At 52.3% G+C, this 20,089-nt stretch carries 17 protein-coding genes; 8 read left to right on the top strand and 9 right to left on the bottom strand.

Annotation, left to right across the window (positions count from 1 at the left end):
• Positions 1-156: 156 nt before the first annotated feature.
• Both HNQ57_RS16100 and asd read left to right on the top strand, forming a co-directional pair.
• On the top strand, positions 157-975 hold the full coding sequence (locus HNQ57_RS16100) for a sulfurtransferase (RefSeq protein WP_184464693.1): 819 nt from the start codon (positions 157-159) through the stop codon (positions 973-975).
• A 51-nt stretch (positions 976-1,026) separates the two neighbouring features.
• Positions 1,027-1,887: an archaetidylserine decarboxylase gene (asd, locus tag HNQ57_RS16095; RefSeq protein WP_184464691.1), complete on the top strand. Its 861-nt coding sequence runs from the start codon at positions 1,027-1,029 to the stop codon at positions 1,885-1,887.
• A gap of 12 nt (positions 1,888-1,899) precedes the next feature.
• Here the strand turns inward: asd and epmA are convergent, their stop codons facing one another.
• Together epmA and efp are read right to left on the bottom strand one after the other, a co-directional pair.
• Entirely contained in the window at positions 1,900-2,853 is a 954-nt protein-coding gene (gene epmA / locus HNQ57_RS16090; RefSeq protein ID WP_184464689.1) for an EF-P lysine aminoacylase EpmA, read from the bottom strand.
• Positions 2,854-3,423 (bottom strand): elongation factor P, encoded by a 570-nt coding sequence (gene efp / locus HNQ57_RS16085; protein ID WP_184464688.1) that lies wholly within the window; start codon positions 3,421-3,423, stop codon positions 2,854-2,856. It abuts the gene before it with no gap.
• A 48-nt stretch (positions 3,424-3,471) separates the two neighbouring features.
• Here efp and epmB point away from each other — a divergent pair, with 48 nt between their 5' ends.
• The 3 genes from epmB (at position 3,472) to HNQ57_RS16070 (ending at position 8,408) form a co-directional block, all read left to right on the top strand.
• Positions 3,472-4,485 (top strand): EF-P beta-lysylation protein EpmB, encoded by a 1,014-nt coding sequence (gene epmB / locus HNQ57_RS16080; RefSeq protein ID WP_184464686.1) that lies wholly within the window; start codon positions 3,472-3,474, stop codon positions 4,483-4,485.
• A 74-nt stretch (positions 4,486-4,559) separates the two neighbouring features.
• Positions 4,560-6,362 (top strand): hypothetical protein, encoded by a 1,803-nt coding sequence (locus HNQ57_RS16075; RefSeq protein WP_184464684.1) that lies wholly within the window; start codon positions 4,560-4,562, stop codon positions 6,360-6,362.
• Positions 6,363-6,401: 39 nt separating this feature from the next.
• Positions 6,402-8,408 carry a sensor domain-containing phosphodiesterase gene (locus tag HNQ57_RS16070; protein WP_184464683.1) on the top strand — a complete coding sequence of 669 codons (2,007 nt, stop codon included), beginning with the start codon at positions 6,402-6,404 and terminating at the stop codon, positions 8,406-8,408.
• A 36-nt stretch (positions 8,409-8,444) separates the two neighbouring features.
• On the opposite strand, the gene serB is transcribed toward HNQ57_RS16070, so the two are convergent.
• Entirely contained in the window at positions 8,445-9,656 is a 1,212-nt protein-coding gene (gene serB, locus HNQ57_RS16065; RefSeq protein WP_184464682.1) for a phosphoserine phosphatase SerB, read from the bottom strand.
• Positions 9,657-9,775: 119 nt separating this feature from the next.
• On the opposite strand from serB, the gene HNQ57_RS16060 reads away from it, so the two are divergent.
• Entirely contained in the window at positions 9,776-10,996 is a 1,221-nt protein-coding gene (locus HNQ57_RS16060; RefSeq protein WP_184464681.1) for a hypothetical protein, read from the top strand.
• Here HNQ57_RS16060 and parC read toward each other — a convergent pair.
• Entirely contained in the window at positions 10,993-13,251 is a 2,259-nt protein-coding gene (gene parC / locus HNQ57_RS16055; protein WP_184464680.1) for a DNA topoisomerase IV subunit A, read from the bottom strand. The genes HNQ57_RS16060 and parC overlap by 4 nt on opposite strands.
• Positions 13,252-13,465: 214 nt before the next feature.
• Here parC and HNQ57_RS16050 point away from each other — a divergent pair, with 214 nt between their 5' ends.
• Positions 13,466-13,729, top strand: a complete 264-nt coding sequence (locus HNQ57_RS16050; protein ID WP_008250535.1) for a hypothetical protein — start codon at positions 13,466-13,468, stop codon at positions 13,727-13,729.
• Between the two features lie 5 nt (positions 13,730-13,734).
• Here the strand turns inward: HNQ57_RS16050 and HNQ57_RS16045 are convergent, their stop codons facing one another.
• On the bottom strand, positions 13,735-13,917 hold the full coding sequence (locus HNQ57_RS16045; protein ID WP_184464679.1) for a hypothetical protein: 183 nt from the start codon (positions 13,915-13,917) through the stop codon (positions 13,735-13,737).
• A gap of 111 nt (positions 13,918-14,028) precedes the next feature.
• Between HNQ57_RS16045 and HNQ57_RS16040 the strand changes: the two genes are divergently transcribed.
• Entirely contained in the window at positions 14,029-14,511 is a 483-nt protein-coding gene (locus tag HNQ57_RS16040) for an FKBP-type peptidyl-prolyl cis-trans isomerase (protein ID WP_008250531.1), read from the top strand.
• A 14-nt stretch (positions 14,512-14,525) separates the two neighbouring features.
• On the opposite strand, the gene HNQ57_RS16035 is transcribed toward HNQ57_RS16040, so the two are convergent.
• The 4 genes from HNQ57_RS16035 to pnp all read right to left on the bottom strand — a co-directional run bounded on the left by HNQ57_RS16035 (position 14,526) and on the right by pnp (position 20,088).
• A complete protein-coding gene (locus HNQ57_RS16035; RefSeq protein WP_184464678.1) occupies positions 14,526-15,425 on the bottom strand; it encodes an alpha/beta hydrolase in 900 nt (299 codons plus the stop codon).
• A complete protein-coding gene (locus HNQ57_RS16030) occupies positions 15,407-17,251 on the bottom strand; it encodes an Lnb N-terminal periplasmic domain-containing protein (RefSeq protein WP_184464677.1) in 1,845 nt (614 codons plus the stop codon). The genes HNQ57_RS16035 and HNQ57_RS16030 overlap by 19 nt, the downstream gene beginning before the upstream one ends.
• 61 nt (positions 17,252-17,312) lie before the next feature.
• The gene (locus HNQ57_RS16025) at positions 17,313-17,795 is read right to left on the bottom strand and encodes a DUF3015 domain-containing protein (RefSeq protein WP_008250523.1); all 483 of its coding nucleotides are present in this window, start codon (positions 17,793-17,795) and stop codon (positions 17,313-17,315) included.
• Positions 17,796-17,961: 166 nt separating this feature from the next.
• Positions 17,962-20,088 carry a polyribonucleotide nucleotidyltransferase gene (gene pnp / locus HNQ57_RS16020; RefSeq protein WP_184464676.1) on the bottom strand — a complete coding sequence of 709 codons (2,127 nt, stop codon included), beginning with the start codon at positions 20,086-20,088 and terminating at the stop codon, positions 17,962-17,964.
• Between the last annotated feature and the right edge of the window lies 1 nt (position 20,089).

Here is a 20,089-nt window from a genome sequence, read left to right as displayed (position 1 = left end):
TTAACGCAGTGAGTAATATCCAATAATTACTGTCTCAATTTTACAGCGATACATTTTGTGGCACCATGACGCCCGCAGTGAAAGGCTTATTTACATCGCATCACCTCGGCCGCTACTGCTAAAATTCATTATAAATCAGCGAACACATTATCTATTATGAAAGACTGGCCATTACTTATTGAAGCGACCCAGCTCGCCGACGCACTCCACGAGCCCAAACTGCTTATCTTAGATACCAGCAGCGCCGACAATTACGCAAAACATCATGTGCCTGGTGCGGTTCACATTGCCCCCGCCGAACTCCAGTGCGGCATCAAGCCCGCCGTTGGCAAACTGCCCTCGACAGCGCAATTACAATCACTCTTTTCTCGCGTCGGCCTAAGCCCCGAGAAACACGTTATTGTTTATGACGATGAAGGTGGTGGCTGGGCTGGACGCTTAATCTGGACACTGGATGTTATTGGCCACCACAACTACTCCTATCTAAATGGCGGCCTACAGGCATGGCTAAATGGTGGCCACCCCAGCGAGGAAGTGGCAAATTTGCCACCGCCGAGTGAAATCGCTATCAGCATTGACAGCACCCCTATCGCCGAGATCGAAGACTTTATCAGCCTACTCAGCAACAGCCAGCTGGCAATCTGGGACGCCCGCTCACCAGAGGAGTATCGGGGCGAAAAAGTACTCGCGCAGCGCGGTGGCCACATTCCCGGCGCCGTCAATTTAGACTGGTTAGAGCTCATCGACAAAGAGAACGATATGCGCCTGAAGGACCTACGCACTCTGCAGCTGCGCTTAGATCAACTCGGCCTCAGCAGTGATAAAACCATTATCACCCACTGCCAGACCCACCATCGTTCGGGCCTCACTTACTTATTAATGAAAATCCTCGGCTACCCACATATAAAGGGCTATCACGGCTCGTGGGGAGAGTGGGGAAATCGCGATGACACCCCTATAGAAGTTGGCGACTAATCCGAAGGTAGCGCCCAGCAAGCTTGAACCTATGTTAAAAAGGACTATTGTGTGAACATCGCGTTTATAATTTTGCAATATATTCTGCCCCAGCACCTGCTATCGAGGCTCGTTGGTAAATTAGCGGAAACCCAAATTCCTTGGCTGAAAGACCTGCTAATCAGCCGATTTATCGCCCAGTACAACGTTGACATGAACGAGGCGGCGGACCCAGATTACCGCAATTACCAGAACTTCAACGCGTTTTTCACCCGCGCGCTAAAAGACGGCGCTCGGCCGATTGCCACTGGCGCACAGGACATTGCCTGCCCCGCAGACGGTGCTATAAGCCAACTGGGGCAAATTATTGACGGACGAATTTTTCAGGCCAAGGGCCAAGATTACAGCTTACTGCAACTGCTCGGCGGTGATCGCGAAGCGGCGGCGCTATTCTCTGGCGGCAGCTTTGCCACCGTGTATTTGTCGCCCCGTGACTATCACCGCGTGCACATGCCGCTGGCGGGTACGCTGCAATCGATGACCTATATTCCCGGCGCGCTATTTTCAGTAAACACTACCACCGCCGAAAACGTACAAGGCTTATTCGCCCGCAATGAACGCGCAGTGTGTTTATTTGAGACTGAGGCTGGTCCGATGGCGGTTATTTTGGTCGGCGCGCTGATCGTGGCGGGTATCGAAACCGTCTGGGACGGCCAAATAGCGCCGCCGCCCAGCGGCATTAAAACCACCGACTACCGCAAAGGCGCCAGAGAAATCTTTTTAGAAAAAGGCGAGGAAATGGGGCGCTTCAAACTTGGCTCTACCGCAATAGTGCTGTTTGGCAAAGACCAAGTGCAGTGGGCTGAAAAATTTGTGGCCACCACCCCAACCCGCTTAGGTGAAGTTTTGGGAACACTCTCGTCAGACGCCTGACGTCCGACGCACTCACACCCGCTCCAGCGGAAAGGCAATAACTTGGTCTATCCGCTCAGCTTTACACGCAATCATCACCAGCCGATCAAAGCCAATCGCGACACCAGTGCATTCTGGTAGGTATGGCATGGCCTTTAATAAATAACGGTCTATCGGTGGCAAATCTTGGCCGCTAAGGCCGCGACGGCGATGATCGTCGCCAATCCTGCGCACCAGCTCACCCGCGTCGCGCAGCTCATCATAGCCATTCGCCAACTCCATCCCTGCGTAAAAAGCCTCAAAACGACGAGCTACTCGTTGGCCTTCGCCATTCACCGCAATTTTTGCCAAGGCGGCCTGCGTCTCAGGAAAATCACAAACAATGCTGATTTGCTCAGGGTCTAATGCAGGTTCGACCACCGACGACATCAACAACTGTAGCCACAGGTCGCGATCATCGCTGTCAAAACCCAGATCGAGGTGCTGCCCTGCACAGGCCTTTAGTTCAACTAGGCTCGCAGTATGCGGATTGAGATGGCAATGCATCTCAAACACCTGCTGGTAAGTCATCCGCGCCACATCCGCGCTACCGCTCGCCAGAGCAACAACGGCCGCCACCTCATCAATTAAGGCATCGAGCCCCATATCTGGCCGATACCATTCCAACATGGTGAACTCAGGGTTATGGCGCCGCCCGCGCTCGCCTTGCCGAAAGGCTTTGCAGATTTGATAAATTGGCCCACTGCCCGCAGCCAATAAGCGCTTCATGGCAAACTCCGGCGAGGTCTGCAGGTACATTTGCCCCTCGCCGCTAGGCGATTGGGCAGTAATGGCTTCAATATTGGGGTCGGTAACAGGGGCGGAGGCTAGCAGCGGGGTGTCTACTTCAAGCACCCCGCGCGCCGCAAAAAACTGGCGAATCTGACTGAGCAGCTGTGCACGGCGGCCCAAGGCCGCAAAATCGGCAGTGGGCCGCCACTCGCTCATTTAGCTTTTTACCCGGTTCTGGTATTCACCAGTACGCGTATCTACTTTGATAACTTCACCTTCACTAATAAATAAAGGCACTTTCACCACCGCACCCGTACTCAGGTGAGCGGGCTTGGTTCCACCTTGCGCGGTATCGCCTTTAACACCAGGGTCTGTTTCAACGATGGGTAATTCAACGAAATTTGGCGGCGTAACCGACAAAGGCGCGCCGTTATACAGGGTCACGGTGCAGACATCCTGCTCTTTCAGCCACAGCGACGCGTCGCCCACGGCTTTTGCGTCAGCTTGAACCTGTTCAAAGGATTCCGGGTCCATAAAGTGGTAAAATTCGCCGTCGTTGTAGAGATACTCCATGCTTTGGTCAACAACGTCAGCGCCTTCCAATGACTCACCGGATTTAAACGTGCGCTCCCATACTCGACCAGAGTTAAGATTGCGCAGACGCACACGGTTAAAGGCCTGACCTTTACCGGGTTTAACAAATTCATTTTCCAGAATTGAACAGGGCTCGCCATCGAGCATAACTTTAAGCCCGTTGCGAAATTCGTTAGTAGAATAATTGGCCATGGTTCTCCTCAGCGGCTAGGTCGTAAACCGTAGATTAAAAAGGCAACAATGATACCTCTTATCACCACAATTTGGCAGACTCAAAGCTGGCAACAGCAAATGCAGCAGATGATCCGCGACCCAGAACAGCTTTTTAAGCGCCTAGGTTTAGACATTGCCGCTCGCCCAGAACTAACTGGCGCGCTCAAGCAATTCCCGTTGCGGGTAACCGAAGCCTTTGTCGCCAAGATGCAAACCGGCAACTGGAACGACCCCTTACTGTTACAAGTTTTGCCACAAACACAGGAAACTGAGCCGCAGCCCGACTTTATTGACGACCCGCTAGCGGAACTCGACGCCAACCCAGCGCCGGGCTTAATACATAAATACCACGGTAGGGTGTTACTCATCACCAGCTCGGCCTGCGCGGTGCACTGCCGCTACTGCTTTCGGCGCAACTTCCCCTACAGCGACAACAACCCCAGCCAAAAAGACTGGCAACAGGCGCTGGATTATATTGCCGAGCATCCCGAAATTCATGAAGTTATCCTCAGCGGTGGCGATCCGCTAGCCACCAGCGACGACTACTTAGACAAACTCATTGGCCGCATTGCCAATATTCCCCATGTTGCCACACTGCGTATCCATACCCGTCTGCCGCTGGTGTTACCTGCCCGAATTACTCCAGATTTACTCAATGTACTTACCAAACACCGCCTGCATACGGTAATGGTCATCCATTGCAACCACGCCAATGAGCTGGATAACGCCAGCGCAGACGCCCTGAAATCCCTGCGTGACGCCAATATTCATTTGTTAAATCAAACCGTACTACTTAAAGATATCAATGATCGTGCCGAAATATTAATTAAGTTAAGTCGTCGACTGTTTGAGACCGGGGTTATGCCCTATTATTTACATGTATTGGATAAAGTCCGCGGCGCGAGTCACTTTGATGTATCTGAAGCCACCGCTCAGGCGCTAATGCGAGAAGTACTGGCCAGCTTACCGGGTTACTTAGTACCGCGCTTAGTGAGAGAAGATCCTCACGCGAGCAGTAAACGACCACTTGCGCTATTATGAATTAACGCGTAAAAACATAGACTTAATGCACATACTTAATATTTGTGCTTTGAGACTGCGGAAAATAATGGGACATGATGAAAAGTAGCTCAAGCTTAGACATAGCCTTACCCAAGTTTAATCGCGATAGCCACAGCCAATTCGCGCTGAATGCCAACGCGGTTAACTCTTGGTTAAGTAGCTTACCGCTGGCCAATCTTGGCGAGTCTACTCGTCAACTTTTTCAGGCGCTATCGGAGCTCAGCCACGTCATCTGTAAAGCCAAAGACCGCTTTGAAATTCTCGAAAAAATTCGTCCGCAAGTGCATTACGTCACCAAGGGCCTCTCGCAGCACTATTTAAACAAACCCATTATTCTTCCCGAAAAGACCGAAAAAATTGTACTTCTGGCCGACACCCTGAACACCCAGCTGGCCACCGCCTACTGCCAGGCATTTCAAGGCTTTGAAGCAGAGAGTCGATTATTAAAGCCCAAAGAAGCGATGGCCATCTGCCTGCATCGCGCGCTGACTGAGCACAGCTGTATTTTACTGCGCAGCCACCAGCTCTATCGCGCCAGCCAGAATGGCTTTTGGCAGACATTGCACACCATCTACCAATGCGCGCTCACCATGAAACTGAGCAAGGTTAAGGTCAGCGATGCCACTCACGGCGATGGCGCAGTAGTGCAAGCGTATCTGCGCTCATTAATGCTCGCCTGCAGCCGCACTCACCAGCTACCCCAGCGTCATATAGAAGAAATCTTCAAAGAACTGAACTACTGGACTGGGTTTATCGAATTGCGCGCGGATCGCCTTGAGAGCTGCGTACTCCTTTTAAACCCCAAAGAAGATGGCCAGCCTGTATATCGCGAGTTAATTCAACGGGCGCCAGCACCTGGCTGGCTCGGCATAGACACCAAAGCCATTTTAAGCCAGGGCGGCGCCTTGTCAGATAGCGCGTCGGCACGCAAACCTAGTGCCCCGTCCATCCTGCCCAAAACAATCATCGATCACTTGGCTCTCGCATGGAGCTCCGCAACGTCACGTGCCGCCGAGCGCGTCCCCTGCAATGAGCCTGTACTCATCACGCTAGGTATGAACGCCACTCACTTTTTTGTAGCTAATCAAGTTGATTTCGAGCAATTTAAAATAGATCGGAATCAAGCGGAGTCGCGTCCCGACCCGTACTTTAAAGACGACGGCAAAGCTAAAGATCCCTGGGGCAGCGCTGGCTTAGACACCCGCGATGTCGACACCAATACCACTGAACACCTCGACATTGAATATGATCAAATGCCGAGTCACGTCGAGAATATCAGCTATAGCCTGCCGTCAAACAACCACAACGGGCCGACACCCGACACCCAACACCAGTATTTACGAACTCGCATTCTCGACACCAGTAGCGCGGGTTACCGGCTTGAGTGGCCAGAATCGGCTCAAGCCCGCATTCGTACAGGCGAGTTACTGGGTATAAAAGTCAACGATCATGAGGGCTGGCAGATTGCCGTGGTGCGCTGGCTGCGCAGCGATGATATTCATCAAATTGGCATTGAAACCATTGCCTCAGCTGCCACCCCCTACAGTGTCAGACTGATTCATACAGGCCTGCCAGTCCAAGATTTTCAACGTGCAATGCTACTCCCCGGCGGGCAGCTCGCCAAAGGCCCATTACTGCTATTGTCTAGCGTCACGGGCTTTGCCGAGGGCCAAACCGTCGAATTACTGCGCCCCGGCCACGCAATGCGGGTAAAACTAGATAAAAAAATCGACAACTCCAATGCCTTCAAGCTATTCACTTTCCAAGACATTTCTCGCGCCACCGTTAAGGTGGATGCACCGAACGCCGAACAAGGGAATAAAGGCGATTTCAATCAGCTCTGGGATATATTGTAAGCCTGCAGCGACCCAAGTATCACCACGTAATGAGTCATTATGAGTAACGACACCGCTATCAATATCCTGCTGTTTTGTCTAGCGGACAATGACGCCGAACAAATCATTGCCTGCTGCCGGCGCGCTGGGCGAGTAGCCCACACTCAAGGTATTGAAACCGGCGAAAAGCTCGCTGAAGTCATTCTTGAAAAACAATGGGATGTACTTATCTTTGACGCCGAGCGCTCGCAACTTGACGTGCAGCGCTGCGGGCACATTCTGCGCAAACACCAAGTCGATATTTCCCTGATATTTATGGGCGAAGGAGATCCATTAAATCCCCCAGATCCGGCGGTCACGGACATTATCAGCAAATACGACGTTCCTCAGATCGTGGGCGCCGCGCTCCGCGAACAACGTAGCCAAACGCTTCGCCGCCAATTAAAACAGCGTGAAATTGACCTTAAAGAAGCGGAAGGACGCAACGAACTACTGCTTGCCGACCATCTCGACCCGCTCGCTTATATCACCGACGGGATGATTATTTATGCTAACCCGCCCTTTTGTGAACATATGGGCAATGAAGATTTGGAAGGTTTCCCCATTGTTGACTTGATCACCAACAAAGATCAGGACCGCTTTAAGAATGCCCTTAAAAAGCAGCAGTTAAATAAGGACCAACAACAACTTGAGATTAGTTTCGCCCACAGCGACGGCCGCGAAATTAAAACACTGATTACCTGCAATAGCGCTAACTACGATGGGGAAGCGTGCATTCAGCTTAGCCTAAATATTAACGACAGCAATAATCAGTTCAACGGCGTGGATCTCAGCACTCAAATGAGCAATAAATACCGGTTTCAAGAGGTATTGCAGGAATTTATTGAGAATGAGCGCAATAGTGACTCGTCCTTGATCCTGTTATCCCTCGACCGCTTTAGCAAGCTGCGACAGAGTTCGAGTCTGCTTGATGTTGAGAAAATACTCGAGGCGATCAGCAAGCATGTTCGCGAGGTTATGCCCGCCCAATTCTATGGCCGAGTGGCCGACGACATGATCGCGGCTATCTGCCACCACGTGAGCAGTGATGCAGCCTTAGAAATGGGCTTGGAACTGTGCAAAACCATTGAAAATGACATCTTTGAAATCAAAAAGAAGTCACTGCAGTGCACCGCCAGCATTGCGATTATGCCCATCAACCATCTGACCCCACCGCGGGCGAGCGTGTTGCTTGACACCCTATTCCACGGCGCCGAAAAAATCTTTCTCGCGGGTGGCAATAACGCCGAGATTTGTCACCGTGAACGTCAACAGCTCAGCACCCTGGACGCCGCGACCTCACTAGCCAGCGAAGCCTTAAACCAAGGCCGACTCACCCTACTATTCCAACCGATGATTAATCTCGGCAACGCCGACGGCGACCACTACGAAGCCTCCTTGGATATAAAAGACTGGGTAGAAGGCGAAGTCACCGCAGGCGAATTATTGCGCGTCATAGAACAAGAGCCCGACAACAACAAACTCGACCACTGGATTGTGGTTGAGGCGACCAAACAATTGGCCAAAGAACGCCAGACCGGCCAAGACCTAAAACTCATCATCAACCTCAGCGGCAATGTTTTTCACGACCCAGAATTTTGCTCGTGGTTGAGTGTCGCGTTTAAAGCTGCGGGCCTACCGCCGTCGTCGGTCATATTGCAGTTTAATGAAGAAAGTATTGCCAACGCCTTAAAGCCGGCGTTGAACTTCGCGCAACAACTACAAAAAATGGGGTCTGCGCTCAGTGTTCGCAACTTCGGTCGCGCCCAAAAAGGCAATAAGTTTCTATCGCACATTCAGCCACATTTGGTAAAACCCGGCTTTAGAAAGACTGACACCCCGAGCGACGAACAAATCAAAGATATTGTTGCCCAAGCCAAAATGCTTAAAAGCAGGGTATTAATCCCCAATGTGGGCAGCGCCGCCACCCTCGCCATGCTCTGGCAATTGGGACCTGACTTCATCCAGGGCAGCTACGTCAACGAACCCATGCCGAGCATGAACTACGAATTTGCCTCGTTCAACTAACACTCACGGCAGGAGGTACTCCTGCCGCGACACTATTTAGTTGGTATGGCGGTCGCTGATGCCAAGTAGGTACAAAATACCGTCCAGCCCCAGGGTCGAAATCGACTGCTTGGCATTTTCTCTAACGATGGGCTTAGCCCGAAACGCTATACCTAGCCCGGCAATACTAAGCATAGGCAAATCGTTAGCCCCATCACCCACCGCAATAACCTGCTCTAGATTTAAGCCTTCACGCTGGGCAATTTCACGCAATAACTCCGCCTTGCGCTGCCCGTCAACCACAATGCCCTCAACCTCGCCGGTCACGCGGCCATCGCGAATAACCAACTCATTGGCATACACATAGTCGATACCGAGTTTTTGCTGGAGGTACTGACCAAAGTAGCTAAAACCGCCAGACAATATCGCGGTCTTATAGCCTAGCTGCTTTAAGGTAGACACAAGTTTTTCAGCGCCTTCAGTAATTTTCAAGCTGGCGGCAATACCCTCAAGCACAGACTCATCCAAGCCCTTGAGCAGCGCGACCCGGGCCTTAAAACTCTCGGTAAAATCAATCTCGCCGCGCATAGCCCGCTCAGTGATCTCGGCAACCTGCTCGCCCACACCCGCCGCTTTTGCTAACTCATCAATGACCTCGGCTTCAATCAGGGTTGAATCCATATCAAAGGCCACTAAGCGCCGCGTTCGCCGGAACATATTGTCTTCTTGGTAGGCAATATCAATGTCCAACTCACTCGCTAGGTGCAATAGCTCCCGACGGAAATCAGAGGCATCCACTAAATTGCCCCGCACCGACAACTCAACACAGGCTTTAGACTGCTGCGCCACACCTTCTAGCGGCACCCGACCAGATAAACGGTCAATACGGTCAATATTAAGCTCATAACGCGACACAATATCGGTAACACTGGCGATGTGACGCCCAGTGATTTTGCGCGCCAACAGCGTCACTATATGGCGCTGCTTACCCTGTCCAGTTACCCATTGGTTATAGCTCTCGGGGCTAACGGGTAAGAATCGCACCTGCATTTGCATTTCGTGGGTACGAAACAGGATATCTTTAAGGATACTCGCCGCTTCAGCACTCGCGGGCACCTCTACCAATAAACCCAGTGCTAAATTATCGTGTATGACGGCTTGACCAATATCGAGGATATTCACCCCGTGGTCAGCTAGAATACCGGTAATGCTACTGGTCACCCCCGGACGATCATCTCCGGCAATATTGATCAATATGATTTCGTTCACACCACCCCCTACGGTAATCGGGGTATTGTAGCGGTTGACGGGATTCCACCCAAGTGCTGCGAGCCTTGATATACTCGCATTACCAATAAAACTTCTAATTCCGGATGGAATGATAGTAAATGCTAAAGCAGCTCCTAAAGCTCCCCTTATCCGCCAAATGCGGATTGATTACCGCGCTCATTTGCGCACTCGCTGGCCTAACCTTATTACTCACCAGCATGACCGCCAGCAAGCAAATACTGCTGGAAACCACCCGCATGATTGGTCAGCAGTGGACAAATCAACTCGCGTCACAAAGCCAGCAAGCACTGCTGCGCAACGATAAGGTCAGCTTGCAGGCCATATTGCAGGATTATATTAATAGCCCACTGATCGTCTATGGCAGTATTTCGAATGCCCGCGAAGAAGCGGTCGCAGAAGCGGGCCACTGGCGCGCAGAAAACCTCAATTACGAAGCACAGGTCGCTGCCGACGGCCGCCTAGGCTTAGTTAAACTTTCGCTGAGCCGAGAATTAATTGGCGATGAAATTCGCGATCTCGGTAAAACCCTACTGATTTTAACCGGACTGCTTGCCTGCTTTAGCTACGCCATTGTTGCCGTTCCGCTGCGACGTATTGAAGAACTTCTGGAGCTGGCTAGAGCTAGGCTAGCGCAACCACTGCGCAATGATGATTGCTTGTATCGCGGCAGCGACAGCCTCGGTAAGCTTCTCGAAGAAATCCACAAACCCCAAATACGCCTAAGTAAACTCGGCAAAAACCGCTTTAAAGATTATTATGTCCTGCACTGCCACTGGCAGGCCTACGATGCCTTGCAAGCCCAGATGGCCCCCGACAGTTTTCGCGACCATCTGCGCACCAGCTACGCCCGGGGCGAAGCCATCGCTCGACTCTACCACGCCGATATAGTGGTACACCGCCACAATGCCATCAGCCTGCGCTTTTTTGAGGTGCCCGACACCGATCATCCGCTGTTCCGTGCACTGTGCTGCGCCGAGCTATTTCAAAAGCTCGATAAAATTTTGCGCAGCCGCGCCGGTATCGCCCATATCCTTGGCGAGGGCGATCACTGGGAGTGTGCATCACTGGAGTGCGCCGCCATCGATCTACTGCACGACGCCACCGCCGAGGGCAAGGGCACCTGGCTGGATAAAAGCAGCCGGCAACACGAGCGCATAGAGGCGTGGGGCGATTTCCGGGGCAATCAGGTAATCGGTATGAAATCGCCGTATAACGACTTGCTTGAGCGTCAGCAGACCCAGCTAAAAAAGCTGAGCCTTGAATCCTTCAAGCAAGACAGTTTACGCCAACACGAAGATCATGCAGACAGCCCTAATTAATTAGGGCTGATGGTCTCCAAGGCATCTACTTTTTGGAAACCGCGGGGCAATTTGTGACCACGACGGCCGCGCTCACCCACATAGTGTTCGAGTTCAGCAAACTTAAGGGATAAATGGCGCTTACCAGAGATCACCTTCAACACGTCCCGTTCACCAAAAATCGCCACTGCCGTCACATACTCTTCGCGGCTCGCTAGGCGCGCCGACGGAATACCAATCATCTTATTGCCTTTGCCACGCGGCATGACGGGTAGTTCTGCGGCAGGAAAAATCAACATCCGACCTTCCGTCGTCACCGCCACCACATAGCTATTGGTCAATTCGGCAATGGCAATCGGTGGCAGCACTTTTGCGCCATTGGGTAAGGTCAACGCCGCTTTGCCCGCCTTATTTTTACTCTGTAGCTCTGCCAATTTGGCAATAAAGCCGTAGCCCGCATCCGACGCGAGCAAGTAATAACCCTCGTCACCCCCCATCATCATGCCAGTAAAGCTCACGCCGGAAGGCGGATTAATTCGGCCGGTTAACGGCTCGCCTTGGCCCCGCGCCGACGGTAGGGTATGCGCGGCTACGGTGTAACTGCGCCCCGTACTGTCGAGAATAATCACCGGCTGATTACTGCGGCCCCGCGCAACCAAGTTGTAGCGGTCGCCAGATTTATAACTCAAACTCACTGGGTCAATATCATGGCCTTTGCCGGCGCGAATCCAACCCATTTCTGACAGAACCACGGTAACGGGTTCGGCAGAGACAATATCTTCCTCCAAGAAGGCTTTAGCCTCTGCGCGCACCACCAATGGTGAGCGCCGCTCGTCGCCAAATTCCTCGGCAACCGCCAGCAATTCTTTGCGAACTAGAGTTTTCATGCGCCGAGACGAGCCTAAGGTTTGCTCTAGCGAATCGCGCTCCTTCGCTAACTCTTCTTGTTCACCGCGAATTTTCATCTCTTCAAGCTTAGCCAACTGCCGCAATTTTAATTCTAAAACCGCTTCAGCTTGGGTATCCGTCAAGTCAAAGCGTGCCATCAAGACTGGCTTGGGCTGCTCTTCTTCGCGAATAATGGCGATAACCTCGTCAATATTCAAAAAGGCAATTAATAAGGCGTCGAGAATATGTAAGCGCTTAAGCACTTTGTCCAAGCGGAATTCAAGGCGACGACGCGTAGTGTTGGTTCGAATCTCTAGCCATTCGCTAAGAATTTTGTCGAGGCTTTTCACTTGAGGGCGACCGTCAAGGCCGATCATATTCATATTGACCCGGTAGCTGCGCTCCAAGTCGGTGGTGGCAAACAAGTGATTCATTACCGCTTGCGCATCAACCCTATTGGAACGGGGTATAACCACTAATCGCGTCGGATTCTCATGGTCAGACTCGTCGCGCAAGTCCACCACCATCGGCAGCTTTTTGGCCTGCATCTGCGCGGCAATTTGCTCTAGCACTTTGGAGCCTGAGGTCTGATGGGGCAGCGAGGTAATAACGATATCGTCACCCTCCTCCTGCCAAAGCGCACGCATTCGCAGCGAGCCACGACCGGTTTCATACATTTTACGCAGGTCTTCCGGCGGCGTAATAATTTCAGCATCGGTCGGAAAATCTGGGCCTTTAACATGCTCACACAGTTCGGCTACCGAGGCATTGGGCGCATCTAACAAATGTATGCAGGCGCTGACTACTTCACGCAAATTATGGGGGGGAATATCCGTGGCCATGCCCACCGCAATACCGGTGGTGCCATTGAGCAGTATATTCGGCACCCGCGCAGGCATGGTCGACGGCTCATCCATGGCGCCGTCAAAATTTGGCACCCAATCAACGGTACCCTGACCCAGCTCGCTCAATAGCACTTCAGCGTATTTGGTGAGCTTAGACTCGGTATAACGCATTGCCGCGAATGACTTTGGATCGTCGGGAGAACCCCAGTTACCCTGACCGTCAATAAGTGGGTAACGGTAGGAGAAGTCCTGAGACATCAACACCATCGCCTCGTAGACCGCACTGTCACCGTGGGGGTGGAATTTACCGATGACGTCACCAACGGTACGCGCCGACTTCTTATACTTGGCGTTGGCCTTGAGCCCCAGCTCACTCATTGCGTAGACAATCCGCCGCTGCACTGGCTTTAAGCCATCGGCAATATTTGGCAGGGCGCGATCTAAAATAACGTACATCGAGTAGTCCAAGTAGGCTTTCTCGGTGTAGCTCTTTAATGGCATTTGTTCGACGCCGTCAGCGCCAATCACAATAGTTTCCGACATACAGTGTTATTTAATCCTTAAACAATGATTCTAGAGTCTAACCACAGCAAACAGACGTAAGCCCATTCGTGTGGACAGCCCCTAATTTAATACAACTCCTCAATACGGCAGCAATGGGGACTAGTGAACACTCGCTGCAGTACGGGTAATTACGAAGGGTTAAATCCGCTCAGCCCCCTATACTTGATTACAAGTTGACCAAAGGAGATCTGAAATGGCCGCCCCAAAAGTTGTTAGACTAGCAGAATATCGTCAAAATACGCAGCAGATGCATATCGACGACATTAGCGCCCAGGCATTTCTGTTCCTACAAGAGCAAGCTCAGGAGCACGACTTACCAATGCGCGTGTTACTCCGCGAGCATTTACTCGGCCTCGCCTGCGTCGTCAAAGCCGTTGAAGGCCTAGATGAAGCGCAAAACTGGCTCGCCTTAATCAGTGATGAAATCAATCACGGTGGCTCAATCGAAATCCAGTAAGTACCTCAATGTGCGGTGATTTTCTGTTCACCGCAGCGTTCACACCGGTATACCGTCACTAACTTGCCCTGCTTTACATCAAACTGCTTAGCCTTATCGACCCGCCATTTATGATGCCCCTCGCGACATAAACTGCTCGCTGCCTTGCGCCCCGATGGGCGACGTTTAAAGGGGATGACCTCGCCCATACCGTTTCTCCATTATATTCAGCCAGGCAAAGCTACCACTGGGCGAATTTCACGATTACTATACGCGGCTTAAGATTGCGGTGCGATATCCAATCGCGACGAGGAGACAAGATGGAAATCAGCAAAAATAAGGTGGTGTCATTTCACTACGAACTTCGCGATAGCCAGGGCACGGTATTAGAAAACAATTTTAACGATACCCCGTCGCTGTATATGCACGGCGCCGACAATATCATCAGCGGCTTAGAAGCGGCCATGGCGGGTCACAAAGTCGGTGAGGAGTTTGAGGTTACCCTCGCGCCTGAAGACGCTTACGGCCACGTAGAGCCCAATAAACAAGAGCGTATTCCTGCCAAATACCTCAAGCACGAAGGCAAAATGAAGCCCGGCCAAGCGATTAGTTTTAACACCGACAAGGGCATGCGCCAAGCGACCGTGGTTAAAGTTGGCAAATTTGCGGTAGATATCGACCTCAATCACCCACTTGCGGGCCAAACCTTGAGCTTTAAAGTGCTAATCAAGGACATTCGCGACGCCACTGACGAAGAAATTCGTCACCGTCACGCCCACGGCGAAGGCGGACATCAGCACTAAAGGCCAAATTCGGCTTAGCGCCACTCGGCCACCGCCTTGCGAATAAAATCCATGACGGTGGCCCGGTTTTGCATGCCCGCGTGCGGATGGTTAAAGGTTTCAATATGACCGCCATCGTAACTGAGCAGCTGGCGCGGCGGTGCCGCCGCAGCGTATAGCGCCATCGCATTAGCATATGGCACAACGGGATCGCTGCGGCCATGAATCAACAATAGCGGCAGCGGCGCAATCTCAGCAATTTCCGCAATCAAATCCTGACCCTTGGGCATCGCCCACGCGACGGGATATTGCAAAGGCCACGTCACGTAATTCGCGGCTGCCACGGTCTTGGCAATGGCACTATACCCGGTAAATCCCGCGTCTAAAATCACCCCAGCTAAATTAGCAATATCCCTGCGATGACGTGCCACAACGACGCCCGCCAAACTCGCGCCCAGGCTTTGACCTAAGACCAGAATCGGCGTTTCTTGTAGCGGAGGCTGATCTTGTAACCATACCAAACTCGCGAGGATATCCTCTTGCGCCGACGCGACACTTGGTCGGCCTAGTGAGCCACCATAACCGCGGTAATCAATGAGCAGTACATTGACCCCCTGCGCGGGCAGCCAATACACACTGGCCAAATGGGTGCTAATATTTTCAGCATTGCCGTGGGCAAATAGCACGGTTGCTGTGGCTTCGCCGACTGCTGGCAGCCACCACGCGCGCAACTTAGCGCTGTCATCGAGCGCGATCTGCACGTCGCTATAGCTCAAGCCAACATCCGCTGGGGTCCGTAACAATTGCTGCTGAGGGAAAAACAGCAGGCCTTCACAAGCACTAAGCTGAAAGCATAACAGCAGCAAAACACCGGGTTTGCGCCAGCATACGGCAACCGCCAACATTCGACTAAAGCTCAAAAATAATAGCGCCATTGCAATTCTATTCCAGTCGACTCGCCCCAGGGTTGATGACGGTAGACCACCGAACCGCGCAAGGCATACGCGCTCGAGAAGGCCCAATTACTGCTGACGCTAACGCTGCGACGCTCGCCGTCGCCGCCAAAATCACTGTAACTAAAGCTCAATTCGGTGGCCAGCACAGCGCCCTGCCACAACTGGCCCAACGCGACGTGTGGCGCAAGGCGCAAATGCTGTTTCGCATCACCGTTATACTCCAGGCGCAGCCCCGGCAGCGCATACGCCACGCCACCCAATACGCCAGCACTAAAGCCCGCCCCGCCGCTGACACGGCTCACCAAACTCTGTTCAGGCGCGTCGTCTAAACGCTCTAGCCCCGCGTCGACCTGCCAACTCAGCGGCGAAAAAAAGCCATTGCGCGGCGCCAATGAGCGGATGGCCACCGGGTCAAAGCGCTGCAATTGAATATTATCATCGTCCGCGTTACGCCCCTCCTGCCAGCGCACTTCTAGACGCCCCATGCTCAAGCTTGCACCAGCGGGATAGCCTACAGCGGAATCTAAAGCATCGTGATAACTAATCCGCCACTCGGCAGTACTGTACTGACGGTCATCACGGGAACCCACATTCAAAGCAAACAACGATGTCGGGTGCCCCTGATCTGGCTGGGCCGGCGATAGCGCTTGTGGCCACTCGATCCTGCCGTGACCTTGCACTTCACGCAGCAGCGCCAAACTACGCGCAGCCCCCGCGCTGCTGCGCTGCGCGCGATTATCGCTGTAACGCAAATAGCGGTAAGCCGCCATCGCCATGGCTTGACGCTCCAGATCGACGTAACGAACAAAATCTGCGCTTGCAAGCGCATCATCCCGTGTCGCCAAGGCGTTTATCAACCGTCGCTGCTCACCGTTAAAGTCCGCCAGCAATAATTCGAGCTCAACCCGCTTTGAAGCCCGGTACTCCGGTTCTTCCGTTAAACCAGCATCGATAACTGCCCGCACGGTATCGACGGGCATTGCCGCGCGGGTAAAGCGGGAGGTCAAATCCACGTCCGGCAACGCCACTTCCAATAACTCTAGCAGGCGGAAGGAACAATTTTCGTCAAAGTAATAATAATCAAAATTAATCTCCCGCAATTCCCAAGTATGCGCAAGCAGAGTATCGATCTGTTCGGCGCTTAGGCGCAGGGGGTAGGCCCACATATCGCGGTTTTCTAGGCGGCTATACTCCTGAATTTTTTCATAATAAGGCTGCATACTGAACAACCCAGGATACCCCCCCAAGATGCCCCGATACGCATATAACAAACCGTTTTCACCAGCGGGAATATTCGCGGCAAAATTCAGCGCGTAAGATAAAAAGGCGCTCTCGCTGCGCTCACCCGCCGGGTCGAGTCGTAGAAATGTATGGCCATACATTGACGAGGGACTGTTTAAATAACTCGCAGCCAGCACCAAGACCACTCGATTTATATCAGTTTGCGTTCGCCACTGTTGGTACTCGTCACAGTGCGCCAACAACGTTGGTGGCAATACACCCTCCTGCTGCAGCCATTGGTAACGAGCAGGAAAACGGCAGGCCGTTGACTCAGGGTCCTGCGCAAAAGCAGCCAATGTTGCAACAAGTTCGGCAGTCCGATTACTTGGACCGTCTTTAGCAAGAAAATACCGGGGGTCATCAATATAGCTGTGTTTATTTTCGCCCCAGGGAATATGCAACAAAGCTCGCCATGAATTACTCTGTGCCAGCGCGCTTACGTCTACGCCCTGGCGATTAGCATCTAAGGCGAAGGCGGGAACGCAGAATACAAACCCCATCATTGCAGCGAGTAAACGCGTCATAAAATTCCTTGTATAAAAAAACGGCCCCGAGGGACCGTTATCGCACTGATAAAAAGAAAATTTAGGCAGCGTATTTCGCTAAGCGCTGATCACTTTTCATAATTTGAAACATGGACGCCACCACGGCATCGGCGTTGACATCACCCTGTGGGAACAGGCTGTCAAAGTGCTGGTGCATTGCCGCTTTAAATACCGGGCGATCTTCTGCGCTAATACCCAGTGACACAGCAACAGCCGTTAATGCTTCGCCATCGCCACGGGCAACGTCTTCAGAGAACTCGTCCATGATGGCGCCGACATTAATCATTTTCTTGCCGCCGTAGGTCAAGGTGCCGTCTGCTGAACAACCGTTGGTGCCCAAAGTCATGCCAAAGGTGTTATTGCCAGACGTGCCATTGGTGATTGACGCAACCAGGTGCGAAGGCAAGCCAGATTGACCGGCAAACAGCATATTGCCCCAACCACAATTCGGTCCACCCGGTGCAACCGCGAACGAAGCGCTAGAAAAAGCCATCACAGCGGAGGCAAGTAGTAATTTTTTCATTCAAAATCCCCTTTGTTGTTTTATACATTTTTAACCGCACCCGAAGATTACCACAGCGGGGCACACTGTCTACGGCAAATTTAGTGCGCCAAACAACAAGTAACGTAAATATCGAGACAAAAAAAACCCCGCAGTGCGGGGTTTGGGTCAAGCAAGAAAGCAGCGCTTATTCAGCGGCAGGCTCACCTTGCTCTTCAGTTGCTGCTTCCGCTGCAACTTCTTTAATCGACAGCTTGATGCGGCCACGGGCGTCAACGTCTAGGACTTTAACCTGTACGTCTTGGCCTTCGGTCAGGTAATCGCTAACGTTCTCGACACGCTCATCAGAAATCTGTGAGATGTGTACCAGACCGTCTTTACCCGGCAGAATCGTAACAAAGGCACCAAAATCAACGATACGCGCCACTTTACCAGTGTAAATTGCACCGACTTCAGCTTCAGCAGTAATCGCCAAAATACGGTTAACCGCATCGTCACGTGAGGCAGCATCAGAACCGTAAACGCGGACAGTGCCGTCGTCTTCGATATCGATCTGCGCACCGGTCTCTTCGCACATTGCGCGAATAGTGGCGCCGCCTTTACCGATGATGTCGCGAATCTTGTCAGAATCGACTTTCATCACGTGCATGCTTGGCGCGTTGTCCGACACATCGCTGCGCGAGCTGGCCAGGATTTGGTTCATCTGACCAAGAATCAACAAACGAGCCTGCTGAGCCTGCTCCAGAGCGACTTCCATGATCTTCTGGGTAATACCCTCGATCTTGATGTCCATCTGCAGTGCCGTTACGCCGTCGGCGGTACCAGCAACTTTAAAGTCCATATCGCCAAGGTGATCTTCGTCGCCGAGGATGTCAGTCAGAACGGCAAAACGCTCGCCTTCCTTAACCAGACCCATCGCGATACCAGCAACAGGTGCTTTCAGGGGCACACCAGCATCCATCAAGGACAAGCTGCCAACACAGACCGAAGCCATGGAGCTTGAACCGTTAGATTCAGTGATTTCTGAAACAACGCGGATGGTGTACGGGAACTCTTCAACAGTAGGCAATACCGCTTCTAAGCTGCGACGTGCTAAACGGCCATGACCGATTTCGCGACGACCCGTGCTGCCCATACGACCGCACTCACCTACAGAATAGGGAGGGAAGTTATAGTGCAATAGGAAGTGATCTTTAAACTCGCCCTGCAATGCGTCAACAAACTGACCGTCGCGAGACGTACCCAGTGTTGCCACACCAATAGCCTGAGTTTCACCGCGAGTAAACAGCGCTGAACCGTGAGCTTTGCCCAATACGCCAACTTCAACATTAATTGGGCGTACAGTGCGACCATCACGGCCATCAATACGCGGCTCGCCATTAAGAATACGCTGACGAACAATTTGTTTTTCCAGCTTGGCAAAAACGCCTTTCACGTCATCTGCTTTGTACAATGCATCTTCACCACTGGCCAAGGCAGCAATCGCCTCGTTGCGCAATTCGCCAACTTTGGCGTAACGCAACATTTTGTCAGTAATGCGGTAAGCATCGCCCAAACCGGCTTTAAAGCCTTCAGCAACGGCGCCCAGTAAAGCAGTGTTTTCCGCTTCTGGCTGCCAATCCCAAGATGGCTTGCCCGCGTCTGCCGCAAGCTCTTTAATCGCTTGGACAACAGCTTGCATTTCCTGGTGAGCGTAAAGAACGCCGCCCAACATTTGGTCTTCGGTCAGCTGCTTCGCTTCTGACTCAACCATTAATACGGCGTCTTGAGTACCGGCAACAACCATGTCCAGCATGCTGGTTTTCAGCTGCTCAAACGTCGGGTTGAGGATATAGCCGTCTTCGGCGGTGAAACCAACGCGGGCTGCGCCGACGGGACCAGCAAAAGGAACGCCAGAAATTGCCAAGGCTGCTGAAGTACCGATCAGAGCAGCGATATCTGGATCGTTTACTTTGTCTGCAGACATAACCGTACAGATAACCTGAACTTCGTTCTGGAAACCTTTAGGAAACAGCGGGCGAATTGGACGGTCGATCAAACGTGACGTCAGCGTCTCTTTTTCAGAGGGCCGCGCTTCGCGCTTGAAGAAACCACCGGGAATTTTACCCACAGCGTAAGTGCGCTCTTGGTAGTGCACAGACAGCGGGAAGAAATCCTGACCAGGCTTGGCAGATTTTGCTGCAACCACAGTACACAGAACTTGGGTTTGATCGATGGTAACGAGTACCGCGCCGCTAGCCTGTCTGGCTATACGACCGGTTTCCAGAGTGACAGTTTGACCGCCCCACTGGAATGTTTTAGTAACGGGATTCACG

The organism is Zhongshania antarctica (assembly GCF_014202945.1).
In the GTDB taxonomy this organism is placed as follows: Bacteria; Pseudomonadota; Gammaproteobacteria; order Pseudomonadales; family Spongiibacteraceae; genus Spongiibacter; species Spongiibacter antarcticus.
This window is presented reverse-complemented; position numbering and strand designations above follow the sequence as displayed.

What these genes read in the sequence shown, in the direction of transcription:
- HNQ57_RS16035 (WP_184464678.1), bottom strand. Translation starts at nt 15,425, where the DNA reads ATGGCGCTATTATTTTTGAGCTTTAGTCGAATGTTGGCGGTTGCCGTA.
- HNQ57_RS16025 (WP_008250523.1), bottom strand. Translation starts at nt 17,795, where the DNA reads ATGAAAAAATTACTACTTGCCTCCGCTGTGATGGCTTTTTCTAGCGCT.
- efp (WP_184464688.1), bottom strand. Translation starts at nt 3,423, where the DNA reads ATGGCCAATTATTCTACTAACGAATTTCGCAACGGGCTTAAAGTTATG.
- HNQ57_RS16040 (WP_008250531.1), top strand. Translation starts at nt 14,029, where the DNA reads ATGGAAATCAGCAAAAATAAGGTGGTGTCATTTCACTACGAACTTCGC.
- epmA (WP_184464689.1), bottom strand. Translation starts at nt 2,853, where the DNA reads ATGAGCGAGTGGCGGCCCACTGCCGATTTTGCGGCCTTGGGCCGCCGT.
- HNQ57_RS16050 (WP_008250535.1), top strand. Translation starts at nt 13,466, where the DNA reads ATGGCCGCCCCAAAAGTTGTTAGACTAGCAGAATATCGTCAAAATACG.
- HNQ57_RS16100 (WP_184464693.1), top strand. Translation starts at nt 157, where the DNA reads ATGAAAGACTGGCCATTACTTATTGAAGCGACCCAGCTCGCCGACGCA.
- HNQ57_RS16030 (WP_184464677.1), bottom strand. Translation starts at nt 17,251, where the DNA reads ATGACGCGTTTACTCGCTGCAATGATGGGGTTTGTATTCTGCGTTCCC.
- HNQ57_RS16060 (WP_184464681.1), top strand. Translation starts at nt 9,776, where the DNA reads ATGCTAAAGCAGCTCCTAAAGCTCCCCTTATCCGCCAAATGCGGATTG.
- parC (WP_184464680.1), bottom strand. Translation starts at nt 13,251, where the DNA reads ATGTCGGAAACTATTGTGATTGGCGCTGACGGCGTCGAACAAATGCCA.
- HNQ57_RS16045 (WP_184464679.1), bottom strand. Translation starts at nt 13,917, where the DNA reads ATGGGCGAGGTCATCCCCTTTAAACGTCGCCCATCGGGGCGCAAGGCA.
- HNQ57_RS16075 (WP_184464684.1), top strand. Translation starts at nt 4,560, where the DNA reads ATGATGAAAAGTAGCTCAAGCTTAGACATAGCCTTACCCAAGTTTAAT.
- epmB (WP_184464686.1), top strand. Translation starts at nt 3,472, where the DNA reads ATGATACCTCTTATCACCACAATTTGGCAGACTCAAAGCTGGCAACAG.
- HNQ57_RS16070 (WP_184464683.1), top strand. Translation starts at nt 6,402, where the DNA reads ATGAGTAACGACACCGCTATCAATATCCTGCTGTTTTGTCTAGCGGAC.